This is a genomic window from Rhizobium sp. GN54 (assembly GCF_021026345.1).
GTDB lineage: Bacteria > Pseudomonadota > Alphaproteobacteria > Rhizobiales > Rhizobiaceae > Mycoplana.
In genome coordinates, this window is the sequence record NZ_JAJNCZ010000003.1 from 237561 (window position 1) to 257809 (window position 20249).

20 protein-coding genes are annotated in these 20249 nt (G+C 66.5%); 9 read left to right on the plus strand and 11 right to left on the minus strand.

Going from position 1 to position 20249, the window contains the following annotated elements; translation table 11 throughout:
* Positions 1-14 precede the first annotated feature (14 nt).
* The 4 genes from rlmN to LQK81_RS10415 form a co-directional block, all read right to left on the minus strand.
* Positions 15-1187, minus strand: coding sequence for a 23S rRNA (adenine(2503)-C(2))-methyltransferase RlmN (gene rlmN, locus LQK81_RS10400; RefSeq protein WP_442967116.1), 1173 nt, complete (start codon positions 1185-1187; stop codon positions 15-17).
* 288 nt (positions 1188-1475) lie between these two features.
* Positions 1476-1979 (minus strand): invasion associated locus B family protein, encoded by a 504-nt coding sequence (locus LQK81_RS10405; protein WP_230806050.1) that lies wholly within the window; start codon positions 1977-1979, stop codon positions 1476-1478.
* A gap of 328 nt (positions 1980-2307) precedes the next feature.
* Positions 2308-2691, minus strand: a complete 384-nt coding sequence (locus LQK81_RS10410; RefSeq protein WP_230806051.1) for a YkvA family protein — start codon at positions 2689-2691, stop codon at positions 2308-2310.
* A gap of 79 nt (positions 2692-2770) precedes the next feature.
* On the minus strand, positions 2771-3070 hold the full coding sequence (locus LQK81_RS10415) for a 4a-hydroxytetrahydrobiopterin dehydratase (RefSeq protein ID WP_230806053.1): 300 nt from the start codon (positions 3068-3070) through the stop codon (positions 2771-2773).
* Between the two features lie 72 nt (positions 3071-3142).
* On the opposite strand from LQK81_RS10415, the gene LQK81_RS10420 reads away from it, so the two are divergent.
* Entirely contained in the window at positions 3143-3649 is a 507-nt protein-coding gene (locus tag LQK81_RS10420; RefSeq protein ID WP_230806056.1) for a low molecular weight protein-tyrosine-phosphatase, read from the plus strand.
* On the opposite strand, the gene thpR is transcribed toward LQK81_RS10420, so the two are convergent.
* Both thpR and LQK81_RS10430 read right to left on the minus strand, forming a co-directional pair.
* Positions 3568-4149 carry an RNA 2',3'-cyclic phosphodiesterase gene (thpR, locus tag LQK81_RS10425; RefSeq protein WP_230806058.1) on the minus strand — a complete coding sequence of 194 codons (582 nt, stop codon included), beginning with the start codon at positions 4147-4149 and terminating at the stop codon, positions 3568-3570. The genes LQK81_RS10420 and thpR overlap by 82 nt on opposite strands.
* Positions 4150-4236: 87 nt before the next feature.
* Positions 4237-4845 (minus strand): arylesterase, encoded by a 609-nt coding sequence (locus tag LQK81_RS10430; protein ID WP_230806530.1) that lies wholly within the window; start codon positions 4843-4845, stop codon positions 4237-4239.
* 161 nt (positions 4846-5006) lie between these two features.
* On the opposite strand from LQK81_RS10430, the gene LQK81_RS10435 reads away from it, so the two are divergent.
* From LQK81_RS10435 to LQK81_RS10455, 5 genes are all read left to right on the plus strand, one after another.
* Entirely contained in the window at positions 5007-5720 is a 714-nt protein-coding gene (locus LQK81_RS10435; RefSeq protein ID WP_230806060.1) for an ABC transporter ATP-binding protein, read from the plus strand.
* On the plus strand, positions 5717-8275 hold the full coding sequence (locus LQK81_RS10440) for an ABC transporter permease (RefSeq protein ID WP_230806061.1): 2559 nt from the start codon (positions 5717-5719) through the stop codon (positions 8273-8275). Before LQK81_RS10435 ends, LQK81_RS10440 begins: the two co-directional genes overlap by 4 nt.
* A gap of 254 nt (positions 8276-8529) precedes the next feature.
* Positions 8530-9276 carry a Bax inhibitor-1/YccA family protein gene (locus LQK81_RS10445; RefSeq protein WP_230806063.1) on the plus strand — a complete coding sequence of 249 codons (747 nt, stop codon included), beginning with the start codon at positions 8530-8532 and terminating at the stop codon, positions 9274-9276.
* A gap of 154 nt (positions 9277-9430) precedes the next feature.
* Positions 9431-10276: a DeoR/GlpR family DNA-binding transcription regulator gene (locus tag LQK81_RS10450; RefSeq protein ID WP_230806065.1), complete on the plus strand. Its 846-nt coding sequence runs from the start codon at positions 9431-9433 to the stop codon at positions 10274-10276.
* Between the two features lie 62 nt (positions 10277-10338).
* Positions 10339-11529, plus strand: a complete 1191-nt coding sequence (locus tag LQK81_RS10455) for an MFS transporter (RefSeq protein ID WP_230806067.1) — start codon at positions 10339-10341, stop codon at positions 11527-11529.
* Between the two features lie 54 nt (positions 11530-11583).
* Here the strand turns inward: LQK81_RS10455 and LQK81_RS10460 are convergent, their stop codons facing one another.
* Together LQK81_RS10460 and LQK81_RS10465 are read right to left on the minus strand one after the other, a co-directional pair.
* Positions 11584-13860, minus strand: coding sequence for a xanthine dehydrogenase family protein molybdopterin-binding subunit (locus LQK81_RS10460; RefSeq protein ID WP_230806069.1), 2277 nt, complete (start codon positions 13858-13860; stop codon positions 11584-11586).
* A gap of 2 nt (positions 13861-13862) precedes the next feature.
* On the minus strand, positions 13863-14321 hold the full coding sequence (locus LQK81_RS10465) for a (2Fe-2S)-binding protein (RefSeq protein WP_230806071.1): 459 nt from the start codon (positions 14319-14321) through the stop codon (positions 13863-13865).
* A gap of 254 nt (positions 14322-14575) precedes the next feature.
* Between LQK81_RS10465 and ispG the strand changes: the two genes are divergently transcribed.
* Positions 14576-15829 (plus strand): flavodoxin-dependent (E)-4-hydroxy-3-methylbut-2-enyl-diphosphate synthase, encoded by a 1254-nt coding sequence (ispG, locus tag LQK81_RS10470; RefSeq protein WP_230806073.1) that lies wholly within the window; start codon positions 14576-14578, stop codon positions 15827-15829.
* 1 nt (position 15830) lies between these two features.
* Here the strand turns inward: ispG and LQK81_RS10475 are convergent, their stop codons facing one another.
* The 3 genes from LQK81_RS10475 to LQK81_RS10485 form a co-directional block, all read right to left on the minus strand.
* Positions 15831-16472, minus strand: coding sequence for a LysE family translocator (locus LQK81_RS10475; RefSeq protein WP_230806075.1), 642 nt, complete (start codon positions 16470-16472; stop codon positions 15831-15833).
* A 93-nt stretch (positions 16473-16565) separates the two neighbouring features.
* Complete coding sequence (hisC, locus tag LQK81_RS10480; RefSeq protein ID WP_230806077.1) at positions 16566-17621, minus strand: histidinol-phosphate transaminase; 1056 nt, start codon at positions 17619-17621, stop codon at positions 16566-16568.
* Between the two features lie 4 nt (positions 17622-17625).
* Positions 17626-18543, minus strand: coding sequence for a polyprenyl synthetase family protein (locus tag LQK81_RS10485; protein ID WP_230806079.1), 918 nt, complete (start codon positions 18541-18543; stop codon positions 17626-17628).
* A 147-nt stretch (positions 18544-18690) separates the two neighbouring features.
* Here LQK81_RS10485 and mtgA point away from each other — a divergent pair, with 147 nt between their 5' ends.
* Positions 18691-19467 (plus strand): monofunctional biosynthetic peptidoglycan transglycosylase, encoded by a 777-nt coding sequence (mtgA, locus tag LQK81_RS10490; RefSeq protein ID WP_442967108.1) that lies wholly within the window; start codon positions 18691-18693, stop codon positions 19465-19467.
* Positions 19468-19546: 79 nt separating this feature from the next.
* Entirely contained in the window at positions 19547-20194 is a 648-nt protein-coding gene (locus LQK81_RS10495; RefSeq protein WP_230806081.1) for a glutathione S-transferase family protein, read from the plus strand.
* The last annotated feature ends 55 nt before the right edge of the window (positions 20195-20249 follow it).

Consider the following 20249-nt stretch of genomic DNA (forward strand, 5'->3'; position numbering starts at 1 on the left):
TCAGGCCAAGCCGCTCAGTCGTCCTCGCCGTGGCCGGCGATCATCATCGCCTCGTAGGCCATGCGGTCGACCTTGCGCATGCGCTCCGATTCCGACTTCAGCTGGCCGCAGGCGGCGAGGATGTCGCGGCCGCGCGGGGTACGGATCGGCGAGGCATAGCCGGCCTGGTTGATGAAATCGGCGAATTTCTCGATCTGCTCCCAGTCCGAACACTGGTAGTTCGTGCCCGGCCAGGGGTTGAAGGGGATCAGGTTGATCTTGGCCGGAATGCCCTTCAAGAGCTGCACCAGCAGCTTGGCATCCTCGAGGCTGTCGTTGACGTCCTTCAGCATCACGTATTCGAACGTGATGCGGCGGGCGTTCGACAGGCTCGGATAGGCGCGGCAGGCCTCCAGCAGGTCCTTGAGCGGATACTTCTTGTTGATCGGCACCAGCATGTCGCGCAACTCGTCGCGCACCGCATGCAGCGAGATCGCCAGCATCACGCCGATCTCCTCGCCGGTCCGGTAGATCTCCGGCACGATGCCCGACGTCGACAGCGTCACGCGGCGTTTGGACAGCGACAGCCCGTCGCCGTCGGTGGCAATGAGAAGCGCCTGCTTGACGTTCTCGAAATTGTAGAGCGGCTCGCCCATGCCCATCATGACGATGTTGGAGACCTTGCGCCCGTCGCTCGGCACGATCGCGCCCGCCGGTGTCTCGCGGTCCGGGAAGTCGCCCAGCCGGTCGCGGGCGAGCAGCAGCTGCGCCAGGATCTCCTCGGCCGTCAGGTTGCGCACCAGCTTCTGCGTGCCGGTGTGACAGAAGGAACAGGTGAGCGTGCAGCCGACTTGGCTGGAGATGCAGAGCGTGCCGCGCCCTTCTTCGGGGATATAGACCGTCTCCACCTCGACGGGCCGGCCGGCACCGCGGGCGGGAAAACGCAGCAGCCACTTGCGGGTGCCATCGTTGGAGACCTGCTCCTCGACGATCTCCGGGCGGGCGATGGTGAAATGCGTCTTCAGCATCTCCCGCATGTCCTTGGAGACATTGAGCATGTGGTCGAAGTCGGAGACGCCGCGCACGTAGAGCCAGTGCCAGAGCTGGCTGACGCGCATCTTCACCTGCCGCTCGGAGACGCCCTTGTCGACCAGCGCCTTGCCCATGTCTTCGCGTGACAGGCCGATCAGCGACGGCTTTTCGGCCATCGGCGCCGTGCGTGTCGGCCGGGCGGTTGCAGGCTCCGTGCCGTTGAGAAAATCCAAGCTCGCCATTCGTGCAATCCCGTTGCGCGTTCATGCTGCCGGGCTGCCCGCCCGATAGATCTGCCGCGTCTCGATCATGAAATTCAAGGAGCGCCCGGCGCATCGTCCTGCGCGCGTCTCCAGTCGTTGCCCGCGCCTTTAGCATCCTTCGGCGCGGAAGTCACGCCCGGCCCGAAAAGCGAAAAGGCCGGTCACGGGGACCGGCCTCTCGCAAAGGAAACGACGGGTTGCCTACTTGCAGGTCTCGATCTGCTTCAGCGCTGCCGAAATGCCCGAAAGCGAATAGGAATAGGTCGTCCCCGTGCCGCGACGCGAGGTCGCCTTGACCGACATGTCCCTGCCTGACTTCATCGCCGCGACCAGGGCCGGTTCCTCGGCGGCGTTTTCCACCCATGCCGAATTGCCCTTGGTGAACATGACGAAGGTGCGACCGTCGATCGTGACGTTGACCTTGGAGTTCTCCTGCAGCGGATAGCCCATCATCGCCTGCGGCTCGTAGGAAATGTTCTGGCCGGGGCGCTGGGAGACGAGGAAGAAGATGTCGCCATGGTCGACGCCCGCCGGCGCCTTTTCCTTCGGCACGGAGAGAACGTAGCAGACCTTGCCGTTGTTGGCCTGGTAGGAGTAGGCGCCCCACGCGTTGAACTGCTGAATGCGCGTCGGAGACTGCGCCATTGCAACGCCGGCCGTTGCCACAACGAGGGTAAGTGCGGTTACGAATTTTCTTACAAACATGATTCCCTGCCGGTTGTCTTGCTGTCGTCGCCCGAGCGCGGACGTAACGGCTCGAATGATCACGATTTGATTTAATTTGACTTAATTCTGGTTACCAAATCGTCAACAAACCCTCATCCCGTCGATGCGGCGGTTACTATGAAACGGGCGGCAATGCAAATTGCCGCCGGACTTCGAGGCCGGATCGCCGAGGTGCCGATGAAGAAGCCCATCCCATCAGGGTGATGATGTCGGCAAAGATTCAGGCAAGAGTTTGACAATGCACCATCCTGGCACGAGCCTCCCGCCCCGGGAGGCTGCCGCGCAGGAACGCGCGCCGGGCCAGGCTTCAGCCGGCTTCCTCGAGCCCGTCCATCAGGGCGCGATCCGCCTGGACGTAGTGATCCTCGCGGATATGGCCGCGGATGGCCGCGAAGGCCGCCGTCAGCACGGCAATGTCGTCGGAAAAGCCGACCACGGCCAGGAAATCCGGGATGCCGTCGATCGGCAGGACGAAATAGGCAAGCGCCGCAAGCAGGATGCCGCGCACGCGCGTCGGGGTGCGCCGGTCGAGCGCGCAGTAGTAGGCGGCGACGAGATCGCGGCTGAACGGGACCTGCCGGAAAGCGCGCCTGAGCACGGGCCAGAAGCGCTTGCGAACCCGCTCGCGCTGGCTCTCCTGCTCCTCTTCGTCACCCGGCAGCAGAATCTCTCCGATCTTCACATCGTCCATTCCGATACTCCTTGCGCAGCCCGACAATCCAATCGGCGCGGTCCCTGATATGGGAAGTCCCGGCCCCGGCGGCAAGCGCTCAGCGCGTCCGCGCCGCCTTCTCCATCGCCTCCGCCAGCCGGAAGTCGAGCGCGGTGACGCCGCCGGCCGAATGGGTGGTGAGGCGGACATCGACCTTGTCGTAGACGTTGAACCATTCCGGGTGATGGTTCAGTCGCTCCGCCGCCTGCGCAGCCTCCGTCATGAACGCGAACGCCGAAGCAAACGTCTTGAACCTGAACGATTTCGCAATCGCCGCCCCGTCATCCGCGAGCTTCCAGCCCTCGAGCATCGCGAGACTGGAGGTGATCGCCTCGGTGCTGAGCTTGTCCTGCTTCATCGCCAGTGTCCTCCGTTGCAGGCCCACCTCTTAGCAGATAATTTGCGGGCCATCACCTTTGCGGAGCCCTTCTTGTCCCAGATCTCGATCCTGTTCGTCTGCCTCGGCAACATCTGCCGCTCGCCGCTGGCCGAGGGAATCCTCCGCCATCTCGCCGCAAAGGCGGGTCGTGCCGACGCGTTCCTGATCGATTCGGCGGGAACCGGCGCCTGGCATATCGGCGATCCGCCGGACAGCCGCGCCATCGCCGTTGCTGCCGATCACGATATCGACATTTCGGGATTGAGGGCGCGCAAGGTCACGCCGGCGGACTTCGATCGCTTCGATCTGATCCTGGCGCTGGACCGCAACAACCTGCAAAGCCTTCGGGAACGGGCGCCCGCCGGCGCCACGGCCAGGATCGCGCTCTTCTCCGAGCACGCCTTCGCAACCGCGGAAGACGTGCCCGACCCCTATTTCGGCGGACGGGACGAATTCGATGCCGTCTATCGCATGCTCTACCGGGGATGCGCTTCCATCGCCGAAAGCCCGAAGGAGGAGCCGCCCTCGTATAGCGGGAAGACCTCTTCCGTCACGTAGGGCCCGCCGCCGACCGATTCCTTGGACGACATCAGCACGAAGCGGTTGACCATGAACGGGGAGGAATAGAAGTTCCCGCGCCCGGAGAGATAGGACACCACGTCGTCCAGCCGGGCGTTCCTGAGCCGCGCCAGCGTCACATGCGGAGTGAACTTGCGCGGATCGGCCGGAAGGCCGAGCCGCTGGCAGATGCGCTCGATCTCCGCCTGGAGCGCATACATTTCAGGTGCTTGCGAGACGCTTGCGAAGATGGAATGCGGCTTCTTGGACCCGAAGGAGCCCACGCCCGACAACGACAGCTGGAACTCGGGCCTCTCGATGCGATCGAGCCGGTCGACGACCTCATCGGCGGTGCGGCCATCGATGTCGCCGATGAAGCGCAACGTGATGTGGAAGTTTTCGACGTCGATCCAGCGTGCTCCGGGCAGACCGCCGCGGAGCAAAGACAGGCTCATGGCGGCATTACGCGGCACTTCGAGGGCAACAAAAAGTCTCGGCATGGCGAGCTCCCCGAATCTGTGATCGTTTGCTCAGGGAATCACGCATTACCCGCATGCGCAACCCCAATTTCGCACCCGCGAAATCCCTCAGCCGCTTTCCCCCAGGCTTTTTAGGAACCGCTCAACTGTCGGCAGCATTCGCTCGACCATGACGGCCACGCCCTTGCTGTTGGGATGCATCCCGTCTTCGAGCTGCAGGTCGGCATGTGTCACCACACCGTCCAGGAAGAACGGGTAGAGCGGCACCTGGTGCTTCTCGGCGAGCCTTTCGTACATGGCGTTGAAGCGCTCGCCGTACTCGCTGCCCATGTTAGGCGGTGCGAGCATGCCGACGAGCAGGATAGCGATCCCGCGCTCCTTCAGGCCGGAAACCATCCTGTCGAGGTTTTGCTCCGTCTGCTCCGGGGGGATGCCGCGCAGCGCATCGTTGGCGCCGAGTTCGAGGATCACGCCCTTCGTGCCGTCGGGCACCGACCAGTCGAGACGCGCGAGCCCCCCCGAGGTCGTGTCGCCGGAGACGCCCGCATTGGCGATCGCCACCTCCACGCCCTTTTCCCGCAGCGCCTTTTCCAGCTGCACCGGGAAGGCATCTTCGGCCGGAAGCTGGTATCCTGCCATCAGGCTGTCGCCGAAGCCGACGAGAGCCACGGGCTCGGCCGCGGCCGGCCGGGCGACCTGGAACACCATGAGGGCCATGGCGATGAAAATTCCGTGAGCGGCTTTAAACGGCATTTCGCTGATCCTAAGTTGCTGCCGCAGCTCCTCAACATTAGCGGAAACGCGCGGGCTGCGGTCTGACTTCTGCGGGGCCTGCCCCTGCCGATCCCGCATTGCACCAAGATATAGGACAGATTTTCGTGGGCGAAACCATCATCGATCTCAAAAAGGCGGACCTTACGCTCGGCCATGAAGCGGCATCGGTCCATGTGCTGAAGGGGATCGACCTGCAGATCGCCGCCGGCCAGTCGGTCGGCATCGTCGGCCCTTCCGGGTCCGGCAAGTCCACCCTTCTCATGGTCCTCGCCGGCCTCGAACGGCTCGACCGCGGCGAGATCCATATCGGCGGTGCGGCCCTGCACACGATGAGCGAGGACCAGGTGGCCGACTTCCGGGGCCGCAACATCGGTATCGTCTTCCAGTCCTTCCACCTCATCCCCAACATGACCGCCCTCGAAAACGTCGCCGTTCCGCTGGAGCTCGCCAACGTCCGGGACGCCTTTGCCATCGCCCGGCGCGAGCTGGAGGCCGTGGGGCTCGGCGAACGCCTGTCCCACTACCCCGGGCAGCTTTCGGGCGGCGAGCAGCAGCGCGTCGCCATTGCCCGTGCGCTCGCCCCGCAGCCGCGCCTCCTGATCGCCGACGAGCCGACTGGCAATCTTGACGGCGACACCGGCCGGCAGATCTCCGACCTGCTCTTTGCCGAGCAGGCGCGGCGCGGCATGACGCTCGTGCTCGTCACCCACGATCCGGCCCTCGCCGCCCGCTGCCAGCACCAGGTGCGCATGCGCTCCGGCGAGGTCGTCAGCGCCGAGGCCACCCCGGTGGCGACCGGCCAGAAGGTTTCGGCATGACCGCGCCGGCGCGCTCTGCCGGCTGGCTGTCGCTCGCCTTCCGCCTCGCGCTGCGCGAGATGCGCGGCGGCCTGCGCGGTTTCTACATCTTCCTCGCCTGCATCGCGCTCGGCACGGCCGCGATCGCCGGCGTCAATTCGGTCTCCGGCGCCATCAGCCAGTCCATCGAGGCGCAGGGGCAGACGCTGCTGGCCGGCGACGTCCGCTTTCAGTTGCGCAACCGCGTCGCGACCGAGGCCGAACGCGCCTATTTCGACACACTCGGCGACGTCTCCGTCTCCGCCGGCCTGCGCTCCATGGCGCGGCTACCGGACGGCTCCGACCAGGCACTGGTGGAACTGAAGGCCGTCGACGGCGCCTATCCGCTCTACGGCACGGTCGAGACCACGCCGGCCGGCCCCCTGGACCGGCTGACGGCGAACGACGGCGGCACCTTCGGCGCGCTCGCGGCACCGCTCCTGCTCGACAGGCTCGGCGTGCGCGTCGGCGACGAACTGCTGCTCGGCACTGCGAAGGTCCGCATCACCGCGACGATCGACCGGGAACCCGATGCGCTTTCCGACGGCTTCGGGCTGGCGCCGCGCCTGCTGATATCCAACGACGCGCTCGCGGCCACGGGCCTCGTGCAGACCGGCAGCCTGGTGGAGCACCAGTACAAGGTCCGCCTCGAAGAACCGACCTCCCGTGCCATCGCCGAGGTCCGCCGGCAGGCGGAGCGGCAGTTTCCCTCCGCCGGCTGGTCGATCCGCACCAGCAACAACGCCACCCCCTCGCTGACCAACAACATCACCCGCTTCTCGCAGTTCCTGACGCTCGTCGGCCTGACCGCCCTGATCGTCGGCGGCGTCGGCGTCGCCAATGCCGTGCGCGCCTATCTCGACACCAAGCGCGGCGTGATCGCCACCTTCAAGTGCCTCGGCGCGCCGGCCCGGCTGATCTCGGCGATCTACCTGATCCAGATCGTCCTGATCGCCGCCATCGGCATCCTGATCGGGCTGGTCCTCGGCATGCTGATCCCGATCGTCGCCGTGCGCTTCCTGGAAGGCGTCCTGCCGGTCCCCGCCGGGATTGCGATCTATCCCGGCGCGCTGGCGCTGGCCGCCGCTTTCGGCGTCATCACCGCGCTCGCCTTCGCCATCATGCCGCTGGGCCACGCCCGGGAGGTGCCGGCGACGGCGCTCTTCCGCGAGCAGGGCTTCGAGCGCAGCCGCCTACCCGCCTGGCCCTATATCGCAGGGGCCGGACTGTTCCTGGCAACCCTCGGCGGGCTTGCCGTCTGGACGGCCTACGACCGCTACATCGCCGTCGTCTTCCTCGGCTCGATCGCCTTTGCCTTCGTCGTCCTGAGGCTCGTCGCCTCGCTCGTCACCGCGCTCGCCCGCCGCGCGCCGAGGGTCAATTCGCCCGCGCTGCGGCTTGCGATCGGCAACATCCACCGCCCGGGCGCGCTGACGCCCTCCGTCGTGCTGTCGCTCGGGCTCGGCCTTGCCCTGCTCGTCACCCTCACCCTGATCGACGGCAACCTGCGTCGCGAACTGACGAGCAGCCTGCCGGAACGCGCGCCAAACTTCTTCTTCATCGACATCCAGGGCAACGACCTCGAAGGCTTCCGCAAGGTCCTGACCGACACCATGCCGGACGGCAAGATCATCGAGGTGCCGATGCTGCGCGGCCGGATCACCGCCTTCAACGGCGAGGATGTCGCGCGCCGCGACGTCCCACCGTCGGGACGCTGGGTGTTGCAGGGCGACCGCGGCATCACCTATGCGAAGAACCTGCCGGAAAACTCGACGCTCTCCGAAGGCCAATGGTGGCCGGCCGATTATTCCGGCGAGCCACTCGTCTCCTTTTCGGCCGAGGAGGCCGGCGAACTCGGGCTGAAGCTTGGCGACACCGTCACCGTCAACGTGCTCGGCCGCAACCTGACCGCCCGCATCGCCAATTTCCGCAACGTCGAGTGGGAATCGCTGTCGATCAATTTCGTCATGGTCTTCTCGCCCAATACCTTCGCCGGCGCGCCGCATGCCTGGCTCGCCACCATGATCGATCCCGACGCCACGGCCGGGCAGGAGGCGGCGACCCTGCGCGCCGTCACCAATGCCTATCCGACCATCACCAGCGTGCGGGTGAAGGACGCGCTCGACATCGTCAACGAACTGATGGGCCAGTTGGCGACCGCCGTGCGCGCCGCCGCCGCCGTGGCGCTGGTCGCATCGGTGCTGGTCCTCGCCGGCGCGCTGGCGGCCGGCAACAGGGCACGAACCCATGACGCCGTGGTGCTGAAGACGCTCGGCGCCACGCGCACGACGCTGATTCGCGCCTTCAGCTACGAATACATCATGCTCGGCCTGGCGACGGCGATCTTCGCGCTCTTCTCCGGCGGCGTCGCCGCCTGGTTCGTCGTCAGCCGCATCATGACGCTGCCCTCGAGCTTCCTGCCCGACGTCGCGCTCATGACGGTGCTGATCGCCCTGGCGATGACGGTCGGCATCGGCCTGGCCGGCACCTGGCGCGTCCTCGGCCAGAAGGCGGCGACCGTCCTGCGGGAGCTTTGAGCGAAGGAAAGATGCCGGATCGCCGTTGCGCCGCTCGCGCGAAACTGATCGCGCGCCCGGTATTGGTACTTGTACAACAGCAGCTTAGTGATCATATTGAAGGCAGGCATGCTGGGGCCCCGCAGCGGCGCCTGGGTGTTCGGCGCGACACCGGCTTAAGAGCCACGATCGGCCGAAACATCGCCCTTGTCCGCAACAGGACCGGATGCGACACCCGACACCGTAACAACCAACGGGGCTTTCGAGAGGAAAAAATGTCAGATTTCCGCAACTACCAGACGCGAGTGACGAATACCGGCACGCAGGCCGGCGCCGTCGTCGACGAGGGCCTCCGCGCCTATATGCTGAAGGTCTACAACCTGATGGCGCTCGGTCTTGCAATCACCGGCGTGGTCGCGTTCTTCGCCTCCCAGGCCGCCTTCTCCGGCGGTCAGCTGACCGCTTTCGGCCAGGCGATCTATGTCAGCCCGCTCCGTTGGGTCGTGATCCTCGCACCGTTGGCGCTGGTGTTCTTCCTGAGCTTCAGGATCCATACCATGAGCGTTGCGGCGGCACAGACGACGTTCTGGATCTATGCCGGCCTGATGGGCCTGTCGCTGTCGTCGATCTTCCTGATCTACACGGGCGCCAGCATTGCGCAGACCTTCTTCGTTTCGGCCGCAGCCTTCGGCGCCCTGTCGCTCTACGGCTACACGACGAAGCGGGATCTGTCCGCCATGGGCTCGTTCATGGTCATGGGCCTGTTCGGCCTGATCATCGCCTCGCTCGTCAACCTGTTCCTGCAGTCGACGGCGCTTGATTTCGCGATCTCCGCCATCGGCGTCCTGGTCTTCGCCGGCCTGACCGCCTGGGATACGCAGAAGATCAAGGAGATGTACTACGAAGCCGACGAGGCGGCGGTGGCCGGTCGCAAGGCGATCATGGGCGCGCTGACCCTGTACCTCGACTTCATCAACCTGTTCCTGTTCCTGCTGCGCTTCATGGGCAACCGCAACAGCTAAGCATCCGGCGGCCCGGCCGCACATCGGACCTGAAAGACAACCCCGCCGGTAACGGCGGGGTTTTTGTTTGCGCGGCCGCCGACTTCGGAAGACACTTGCCAATCGTGCACGATTATGCGTATTTACGCGCATTATTGCACGATTGGAACATCGAATGTCGCTCAGCGAGCTCCTTCTCGGCGAACGCCAGACGCTCATAAAGGCACGCCTTGCCGCGCACGGCCGGGTGATCGCGACGGACCTCGCACAGGAGCTCGGCGTCTCGGAGGACACGATCCGGCGGGACCTGCGCGAAATGGCGGCGGCCGGCCTGTGCCGGCGCGTCTACGGCGGCGCGCTACCGACAGGCCCGTCGACCAGCTTCAGCGAGCGCGTCGGGACCGATGGCGACCGCAAGGATGCCCTTGCCCGCGCCGCAGCCGCCCTTGTCGAGCCGGGCGCCTTCGTCTTCCTCGATGCCGGCAGCACCAACCTCGCGATCGCCCGTGCCCTGCCGGAAGACAGGCGCCTGACGGTGGCGACCAATACACCGGCCATCGCAGCGGCGCTGATCGACAGGCGCGGCATCGAGATCATCCAGATCGGCGGTCCGATCGACCGCAAGACCGGCGCGGCGATCGGCGCCAAGGCGCTGCGCGACGCCGAGGTGCTGCGCCCCGATCTTTGCATCCTCGGCATTTGCGGGCTTCATCCGGACGTGGGCGTCACCGCCTTCGGCTTCGAGGACGCCGAGTTCAAGCGCTTCGTGGCGATGCGCAGCCGCGCGGTGCTGACGGCCGTGACCAACGACAAGCTCGCCATGGCGGCGCCCTACGCGGTGATCCCGATCGGGCGGCTCGACCGGGCCGTCTTCGAAGCCGACGCCGACGAGCAGGAAGTCGCAGAATGCACGGCGGCCGGCTTGCGCGTGATCCGGGCCGACCCGGTGGAGCCGCGCCCGAACCGACGGTCGAAAGGAAACGACACGGCTAGGCGCCAGGCACGCACCACCGAAATCTGATCGCATTTTTTTAGAACACCGGGCGCCACCAAAGTCGCGCCGCCACCGGACTGGAACAGCAAATGACCACACCAGAAAACGCAGCGACGGCACCCGTGCGATCGTCCTACTACCCGGCCTCGCGGATCGCCGTCTCCGGCCTGTTTCTCCTCAACGGCACGTTCATGGGCGCCTGGGCGCCCAAGATCCCCGAATTCGCAAGCCGCCTGTCCTTGAGCGAATCCCAGCTCGGGCTGATGATCGTCGGTTTCGGCATCGGCTCGCTCATCCTGATGCCGCTCGCGGGCATCCTCATCGCCCATGTCGGCACCTCGCGGGCGGTGCGCGGCGCCACACTCGCCTTCATCCCGACGATGCTGCTGCTGTCACTCGCCCCGAGCATCTGGACCGGCGCGATCGCCATCTTCCTCTTCGGCGGGCTGACCGGCGCGATGGACATCGCGATGAACGCCAATGCCGTGGAGGTCGAAAGGTCGATGCGGCGGGCGATCATGTCGTCCTGCCATGCATTCTGGAGCCTCGGTGCGTTCATCGGCGCCACGACGGGCGGCTACCTGATCGAGACCATCGGCGTCCTGGGACATGCGGCCCTGCTGACGGTGCTGGCGCTTGCTGGCCTCGCAGCCGTCTGGACCTCGATCCTGCACGACCGGCCGCATCCCTCCGAAACGCGCCAGAAGGTTCGCCTGCCGATGTCGCCGCTGCCGTGGCTGATCGGCATCATGGCGCTGTTCACGATGATCCCCGAAGGCTCCATCCTCGACTGGGGCGCGCTCTACATGCGCGACGAACTCGGCGCGTCGCTGGCGCTGTCCGGCTTCGCCTTCGGCGCCTTCTCCGCCACTATGGCCATCATGCGCTTTGCCGGCGACCATGTGCGCGACCGTTTCGGCGCGGTCAGGACGCTGCGCGTCTCCACCGTGCTTGCCATCATCGGCATGGTGATCGCAGGCTTCGCCCCCAACGCCTACGTGGCGATGACGGGCTTCGCCATCTGCGGCATCGGCATCTCCAACATGGTCCCGATCGCCTTTTCCGCGGCCGGCAACCTGCCGGGCTTCGCCCAGGGCGTGGCGCTGTCGGTGACGACGGTGATGGGATATTCCGGCTCGCTCTTCGCCCCCTCCTCCATCGGCTTCATCGCCGAGTACACGAGCTTCGCCTGGGTCTTTTCCGTCCTTCCGGCCCTGCTCCTGGTCGTGCTGCTGCTGTCGAAGCACGCCGTGCATGCGGACGTGCACGGGCGCCACTGACGGGGCTCCGCCCGGCGCGGCACCCCAGTCCCGTGAGCGCCTTGCGCAGGTCGATCACAGGAACTCCACTTCCTTCGACAGTGGCATCGAGCGGATGCGCTTTCCGGTGAGCGCATGGACCGCATTGGCAAGCGCGGGAATGGAAGGCGGTGTGCCCGGTTCGCCGGCCCCGCCCATGCGATGTGCGGTCTCCAGCAGACCGATCTCGATCTGCGGGCACTGGTGCATTCGCATCGGCGTGTAGTCGTGGAAATTGGACTGCTCGACGGCGCCGTCGGCAAAGGTGATCTCCTCCCCGATCGCCGACGACAGGCCGTAGACGATGCCGGACATCATCTGCGCCGTAAAGATCGCCGGATCGATGACCTCGCCGGGATCGGCCGCGCACCACACCTTCTCGATGCGGATCCGGCCACCGACATCGGCGACCTGCACGACCTGCGCGACCCAGGTGCCGAAGGACAGCGTGAAGGCGAAGCCCTTCGCAGTCCCCGGCGGCAACGTCTCGCCCCAGCGCGCCATGGCACCGACCTTGTCGATTACGTTGACGGCCGTCGGATAGGCCGCCATCAGCTTTCGCCTGAGCTCCAGCGGATCGACACCGCCGGCAACGGCGATCTCGTCCATGAAGCCTTCGTGGAAGAACCCGTTGAACGAATTGCCGACCGAGCGCCAGAAGCCGACCGGTACCGAGACCGGCGCCTTGATGCCGCCCACACGGTAGTTTTCGATCGTGTAGGGCTGGTTCGCCGAGCCGTCGGTGATCGACTTGTCGGGCCCGATCGGCGAGAGGCTCGGAAAGTAACGCGGCAGGATGCTGCCGATGATCGAGGGCGCGGCAATGCGCATGTCAACCGCGACCGGCATTCCGTCGTCGCCGAGCCGCGCCCGGAAGCGGCCGAGCGCGGCCGGACGATACATGTCCTGCTGCACGTCCTCCTCGCGCGTCCAGGTCACCTGCACCGGCCGCCCGTCGGTCCTGCTGGCGACGATCGCGGCATAGATGGCGTAGTCGACGTCGCCGCGGCGGCCGAAGCCGCCACCGAGATAGGTGGTATGGACGAAGCAGTTTTCGGTCTCGATGCCGATGGCCGCGGCGGCGAGCTGGCGCACCATCGTCGGCATCTGGTTCGGGGCCCAGATGTCGAGCCGGCTGTCCTTGAGCCGGGCCGTGGCGTTCATCGGCTCCATCGTCGCATGCGCCAGATAGGGCACCCCGTAGTCCGCCTCGACGAGGCGTTCGCGCGGCGCATCGGCAAAGGCCGTCTCGACATTGCCGTCGTCCCGGCCGTAGCTGGCATCGCCATCCCTGAGCGCCGTCTCCAGCACCTCGCGAATGCCGGCGCTGTCCGGCGGATAGGCCCCCTTGCCCCATTCCACGCTCACAACATCAGCCGCCTGAAAGGCCCGCCAGGTATTGTCCGCGATGACCGCATAGCCGTTGGCGATCCCGGTCTCGACCTTCACCACCTTGACGACGCCGCGCATCTTTTCGGCCTCCGCAGCGTCGAGGCTCGCGATGGGGCCGCCGCGATAGGGGTTCATCCGCAGCGTCGCGAACAGCATCTCGGGCAGGCGCACGTCGATGCCGAAGATCGGCGCGCCGGTGACCTTGGCGCGCATGTCGATGCGGGCCTGCGGCTTGCCGAGGATCGTCCACTCCGACTTCTCACGCAGCCGGATCTCGGCGGGCGGCGCCAGGGCCGCCGCCTCCTGCGCCAGTTCGCCATAGGTGAAGGTCCTGCCGGACGCCGGGTCGGTGACGATACCGTCCGCCGTCCAGAGCGATCCGGTCTCGACGTCCAGCCGCTTCGCCGCGGCAAGTTTCAGCACCTCGCGCGCCGCAGCACCTGCCTGGCGCATCTTGTAGAAGCCGTCGACGATCGACGTCGACCCGCCCGTGCCCTGAAGGCCGAGGAACTTGCCGGCCACCGCCATGCCGGATCGCATCAGTTCCGCAACCGTGGATTCGTCGAAATGCGGAAAGGGCACGCCCTCCTCCAGCATCGTCGTGTTGGCATAGGCATGGCCGGCCGGGCCGTGCTCCACGATCACCTGGTCGAGCCGGACGTCCAGTTCCTCGGCGACGAGGGCGGCAAGCGTCGTGGAGACGCCCTGTCCCATCTCCGCCCGCGGCGCGATCAGCGTGATCGTGTTGTCCGGCGCGATCTTGACATAGGGATTGAACGTCGCCTCGCCCTCGGCGAGGTCGTCCTCGAGCGGGTTGGGATAGGGCTTGCGGTAATAATAGTAGCCGACCGCCAGGCCGCCGGCGACGAGCCCCGTGCCGATCAGGAAGGTGCGGCGCGCGATCTTTCCGAGCCTGCCCATCGTCACGCCCCCGCCGTCGCGCTGGCCGCGCGCTTGATCGCGGCACGGATACGCGGATAGGTCCCGCATCGACAGAGATTGCCCGACATGGCGTTGTCGATATCCTCGTCCGAGGGATCGGGGATCGCCTGCAGCAGCGCGACGGCCGTCATGATCTGGCCGGCGTGGCAGTAGCCGCACTGGGCGACCTGCTCGTCGATCCAGGCCTGCTGGACCGGATGCAGGCGGCCGTCCGAGGCCAGCCCCTCGATGGTCGTGACCGCGCCGGACACCTCGCCGACGGTAACCGAACAGGAGCGCACCGGCTCGCCGTCGATGAAGACCGTGCAGGCGCCGCACTGGGCGATGCCGCAGCCGAACTTCGGGCCGCGAATGGCAAGCTCGTCGCGCAGCGCCCACAGAAGCGGCATCTCCGGTTCGACGTCGATCTCGTGCTCGCTGCCATTGACGTTCAGCTTCATCGTCGTCTCCTCGAGGGTCGCTGTGACGGTATCGGCCGGAACGGCCGGCGGCCGGCTTTCGGCCCGCTTACGGGATGTGATATCGCCGCGGCGGGTTTCAACACCTTTAACACAACAACGTGCGCGGCTCGTATCGACGACCCGGCAGTTGACAAGCCACATTTCCTGTTCCACCTGAGGGACGAACGTTCCGGCAACGGGCTGTCATGATCGACGGCCAGGATGGAACACAGCGGGCCACGACGAGGCTTATCATGTCCTTCTCCTTCGATTTCGACCCCAAGCCGCGCCGCCAGTCCGTCGGCGTCGATGTCGGCGGCGTCATGGTTGGCGGCGGCGCGCCGGTAGTCGTGCAATCGATGACGAACACCGACACGGCCGATGTCGATGCGACCGTGGCGCAGGTCGCCGCCCTCTCCCGCGCCGGCTCGGAACTCGTGCGCATCACCGTCGACCGCGACGAGAGCGCTGCCGCCGTGCCGAAGATCCGCGAGCGCCTGCTCAGGCTCGGCATGGACGTGCCCCTGGTCGGCGACTTCCACTATATCGGCCACAAGCTGCTGGCCGACCATCCGGCCTGCGCCGAGGCGCTGGCGAAATACCGCATCAATCCCGGCAATGTCGGCTTCAAGGACAAGAAGGACAGGCAGTTCGGCGCCATCGTCGAGACGGCGATCCGCTACGACAAGCCGGTGCGCATCGGCGTCAACTGGGGCTCGCTCGACCAGGAACTCCTGACCCGGCTGATGAACGAAAACCAGGAGAAGGGTTTTCCGCTCACCGCCCAGGAGGTCATGCGCGAGGCGATCTGCGCCTCTGCGCTGCTGTCGGCCGAACTGGCCGAGGAGATCGGCCTGCCGCGCAACCGCATCATCCTGTCGGCCAAGGTCAGCAACGTTCAGGATCTGATCGCCGTCTATGCCATGCTGTCCGCCCGCTCCGACCATGCGCTGCATCTCGGCCTGACCGAGGCCGGCATGGGCACCAAGGGCGTCGTCGCCTCCTCCGCCTCGCTCGGCATCCTGATGCAGCAGGGCATCGGCGACACGATCCGCATCTCGCTCACACCGGAGCCGGGCGGCGACCGCACCCGCGAGGTGCAGGTGGCCCAGGAACTGCTCCAGGTGATGGGCTTCCGCCAGTTCCTGCCGGTCGTCGCCGCATGTCCCGGCTGCGGCCGCACCACCTCCACCGTGTTCCAGGAACTCGCCCAGAAGATCCAGGACGACATCCGCAAAAACATGCCGGTGTGGCGCGAGAAGTATCCGGGTGTGGAAGCGCTGAAGGTCGCCGTGATGGGCTGCATCGTCAACGGGCCCGGCGAGAGCAAGCATGCCGACATCGGCATTTCGCTTCCCGGCACCGGCGAGCTGCCGACCGCCCCGGTCTATATCGACGGCAAGAAGGCGATGACGCTGCGCGGCACCAACATCGCCGGCGAATTCGAGGCGCTGGTCACCGACTATATCGAGCAGCGTTTCGGCCAGGGCCAGGCGGCCGCGGAATAGCTCAGATCCGTGCTGTCAGGAGCTTGAAGCCGGCAAGGGCGAAGAAGGCCGCCATCGCACCCTCGATGAGGCGGCGCGAGCGCAGATAGGCGCGGTGGACGGGCCCGAGCGAGAACAGCAGCGCAAATCCGATGAAGGTCGCAAGCCCCAGCGCCATGCAGCCGGCGATGAAGACGGCCATCGTCCAGGGTGGCGCTCCCGCCGGCATGCCGAGCGACGTCAGCATCATCCAGGCAAAGATCGCCTTGGGGTTGGTCAGGTGGATGCCGAGCCCCTTCAGATACTGCCGGCGCGGCGACAGCGCCGGCAGGGCCTGCCGTGCGCCATAGGCTTCGCCGCTGCGCAGCGCCGAGCGCAGGGCATTCCACGCGAGCCAGAGCAGATACAGCCCGCCTGCGATCTTGAGCACGATGATCGCCTGGCCATAGGCGCGGATCAGGGCGGAAAGGCCGGACGCCGTCAGCATGGCCCAGACATAGGATCCCGTCAGCACGCCGAGCGCCAGCGCCAGCCCCGCCTTGCGTCCCTGGCTGATCGAGGTGCCGATGATGGCGAGGATCGCCGGTCCCGGGGAAGCGGTCGCGATCAGATAGGCCGTCCATCCGACTGCAAGCTGCGGCAGGTAGGGCAGGATGTCGCTCATCTCTTCACCTCGATGTGTCCGAACGAGCAATATCCTGTCTCAGACACCAGGCGCAATATCCGGCCTGTCTGCCTGTGAGCTTCTGCCGCCAGCCTAGACGAGTTCGTCGAGGGCAGCCACCAGCCGGTCGCATTCCTCCGGCGTGCCGATCGTGATCCGCAGGAAGTCCGAGATGCGCGGCTTGCCGAAATGCCGCACCAGCACCGCCCGCTCCCGCAGGCCGCGGGCGATGTCCGCGCCGCTATGGCCGGGATGGCGGGCGAAGACGAAATTCGCCTGCGACGGCAGCACCTCGAAGCCTCGCTGGCGCAGGGCGCCGGCGACGCGTTCGCGCGCCTCGATCACCTTGCCCCGTGTCTCGTCGAACCAGGCGACGTCCTCGATCGCGGCGGTCGCGCCGGCCTGCGCCACCCGGTCGAGAGGATAGGAATTGAAGCTGTCCTTGACCCGCTCCAGCGCGTCGATCAGCGGCCGCTGGCCGATCGCATAGCCGACCCGGAGGCCGGCGAGCGAGCGCGACTTCGACAGCGTGTGTACGACGAGCAGGCTGTCGTAGCGACGCGTCAGCGGCACGGCACTCTCGCCGCCGAAGTCGATATAGGCCTCGTCGACGACGACCGGCTGGTCCGGATGCTCCGAAACGAGCGTCTCGATCGCAGAAAGCGGCAGGCCGATGCCGGTCGGTGCGTTCGGGTTCGGCAGGATGATCGCGCCGCAGGACCGGCGGTAGTCGGCAATGTCGATCGTGTAGTCGTCCTTCAGCGGCACCTCGACGGCCTCGATGCCGAACAGGCCGCAATAGGTCGGGTAGAAGCTGTAGGTGATATCAGGATAGAGCAGCGGCTTCTCGTGCTTCAGCAGCGCTGCGAAAGCATGCGCCAGCACCTCGTCGGATCCGTTGCCGACGAACACTTCCTCCGGCTCGACGCGGTAGACCCTGGCGATCGCCTGCCGAAGGCCGAGCGCCGAGGGATCCGGATAGAGCTTCAGGCTGTCGGTCACCGCCGCCTGCATCGCCGCGATCGCCTTCGGCGAGGGACCGTAGGGATTCTCGTTGGTGTTGAGCTTGACGAGATCGGCGATCCGCGGCTGCTCGCCGGCGACATAGGGCTTCAGCGTCTCGACGATCGGCGACCAGAACTTGCTCATGCCTTCAGCTCCTGCGATTGGCCACGAACCGGGCGGTCTCGATCAGGATGCCGGCCCGCTCGCCGAAGGGCGCAAGCAGCGTCTCGGCCTCCCCTACCAGCTCGTTCAGGCGCCGTTCCGCCCAGTCTTGCCCCTTCAGCGCCACCAGCGTCCCCTTGCCGCGCGCCATGTCCTTGCCGGTGGCCTTGCCCATCGTCTCGGCATCCGCCGTCAGGTCGAGAAGGTCATCGGCGAGCTGGAACGCCAGTCCGACCGTCTCGCCGTAGCGCCTGAGCACGCTCCGCGCCTCGGCGTCTGCATCGGCGACGATCGCGCCGGCCTCGCAGGCAAAGCGGATCAGCGCTCCGGTCTTCATCGCCTGCAGCGTGACGATGCCCGCCTCGCCGGGCGCGGTCTTCTCGGCCGCCAGGTCCAGCGCCTGCCCGCCGGCCATGCCGCCGATGCCGGCGGCCCGCGCCAGCGCCAGCACGAGTTCGGTCTTGATACGGTCGGCAAGCACGGTCTCGGGGGCGGCGACGATATCGAAGGCCAGCGTCAGGAGGGTGTCGCCGGCAAGGATCGCCGTCGCCTCGTCATAGGCCACATGAACCGTCGGCTGTCCCCGGCGCAGGGCGTCGTCATCCATCGCCGGCAGGTCGTCATGCACGAGCGAGTAGCAGTGCACGCATTCGAGCGCGGCACCGACCCGGACCGCCGACGACGCGCGGCCTTCGCCGAACAGCGCCGCGGTCTCGATCACCAGAAAGGGCCTGAGCCGCTTGCCGCCGTTGAGGACGCCGTGACGCACGGCCGCCAGCAGCCGTTCGGGCCGTGCGATCTCGCCGGCGCGCAGGTCTGCGGACAGCAGGCCGGCGAGTACGGCCTCGACGCTTTCGGCGTTCGATTTCAGGCGTTGCTGGAAAAGGGTGGACTGGCTGGTCATGCGCGCTCTTTGGCACGCGACGCAGCGTTAGGCAACGGCCGAGGCCGGCATCGCGTGATCAAAGCCGGCAAAGTTGGTCGCAACCACTGGCAAACCGGGCGGCATGACGGTATGAAAACCGGGAACGCGACAGGACGGACACCGCCCTTGGACATAACACCGGAAACACGCGGCAATGCGGAATTCGATGCGAGGCAGGGCGATGCCGCCATGGATGGCGCCGGCGGGAACGAGCGCTTGAGCCGGCGGCTGCGGCGCGGCGTTCGGAAGGTGGCCCTCCTCGTGGTGGCCCTTCTGATCCTGCCCTACCTGCTCATCCCGGTCTACGCCATCGGCCTCGTCCATCCGGTATCGACGCTGATGCTGCGCGACCTCGTGACGCTCCGGGGATACGACCGCCAATGGGTGGATTTCGAGGATATCGCACCGGTCCTCGTGCAATCGGTGATGATGTCGGAGGACGGGCAGTTCTGCCGCCACGGCGGCGTCGACTGGGGCGAGATGCGCGCCGTCGTCACCGACGCGCTGGAAGGGGCGCAGACGCGCGGCGCCAGCACGATCCCGATGCAGACGGTGAAGAACCTCTACCTCTGGAACGGCCGCTCCTTCGTCCGCAAGGCCGCCGAACTGCCGCTGGCTGTCACCGCGGACCTCGTCTGGTCGAAGCGCCGGCTGATGGAGATCTACCTGAACGTCGCTGAATGGGGGCCCGGCATCTACGGCGTGGAAGCGGCCGCCCGGCACCATTTCAACGTTCCCGCCAGCAAGCTGACACGGCGCCAGGCGGCGCTGCTCGCGGTGTCGCTCCCCAATCCGATCGAGCGCAATGCCGGCGAACCGGGACGCGGGCTGCGCCGCCTCGCCACCGTGATCGAGCGCCGCGCCAGCCGCTCCGGCGAATACATCAAGTGCCTTTATGACTGACTTCATGCCTTTTCATTGGCACCGGGACGCCCGGGCTTCTAGGGTTTCGCGGAACTGAAATCCGCAAGGAGAGCCGCGCATGTCCGACCTCGTCCTCTACATCGGCAACAAGAACTATTCGTCGTGGTCTCTCCGGCCGTGGATCGCGATGGAAGCGGCCGGCATCCCCTTTTCCGACCGTGTAATCCCCTTCGATTTCGCAGCCGGCAATCCGGCCTTCAAGGAACTGTCGCCGACCGGCCGCGTCCCCGTCCTCCATCACGGCAAGATGCGGGTCTGGGAATCGCTCGCCATCATCGAATACGTGGCCGAACTCTTCCCGCAGGCCGGCATCTGGCCGGCGGACCGGGAGGCCAGGGCCGAGGCGCGTTCCGTCTCGATGGAGATGCTCGCCGGCTTCCGGGCGCTCCGCGGCGCCTGCCCGATGAACATTCGCCGGCCGCAACGCGCCATCGACCTGCCCGATGGCGTGACCGATGACGTCGCCCGCATCGAGACGATCTGGCGCGATGCGCTGCAGCGGTCCGGCGGCCCCTTCCTCTTCGGCGCTTTCTCCGCCGCCGACGCGATGTTCGCGCCCGTGGTCAACCGCTTCCATGCCTATCTTCTGACGTCGGACCGCACCGCGCTCGCCTATATGGATCGCGTCATGGCGCATCCGGCCTGGAAGAAATGGCAGGCGGCGGCCCTTGCCGAAACCTGGATCGTGCCGGAAGACGAAGCCTGAGAGACCCGGCGCCGGGGCGGCCGGTACCGGGCGCCCCGGCAAATGCGAAAAAATG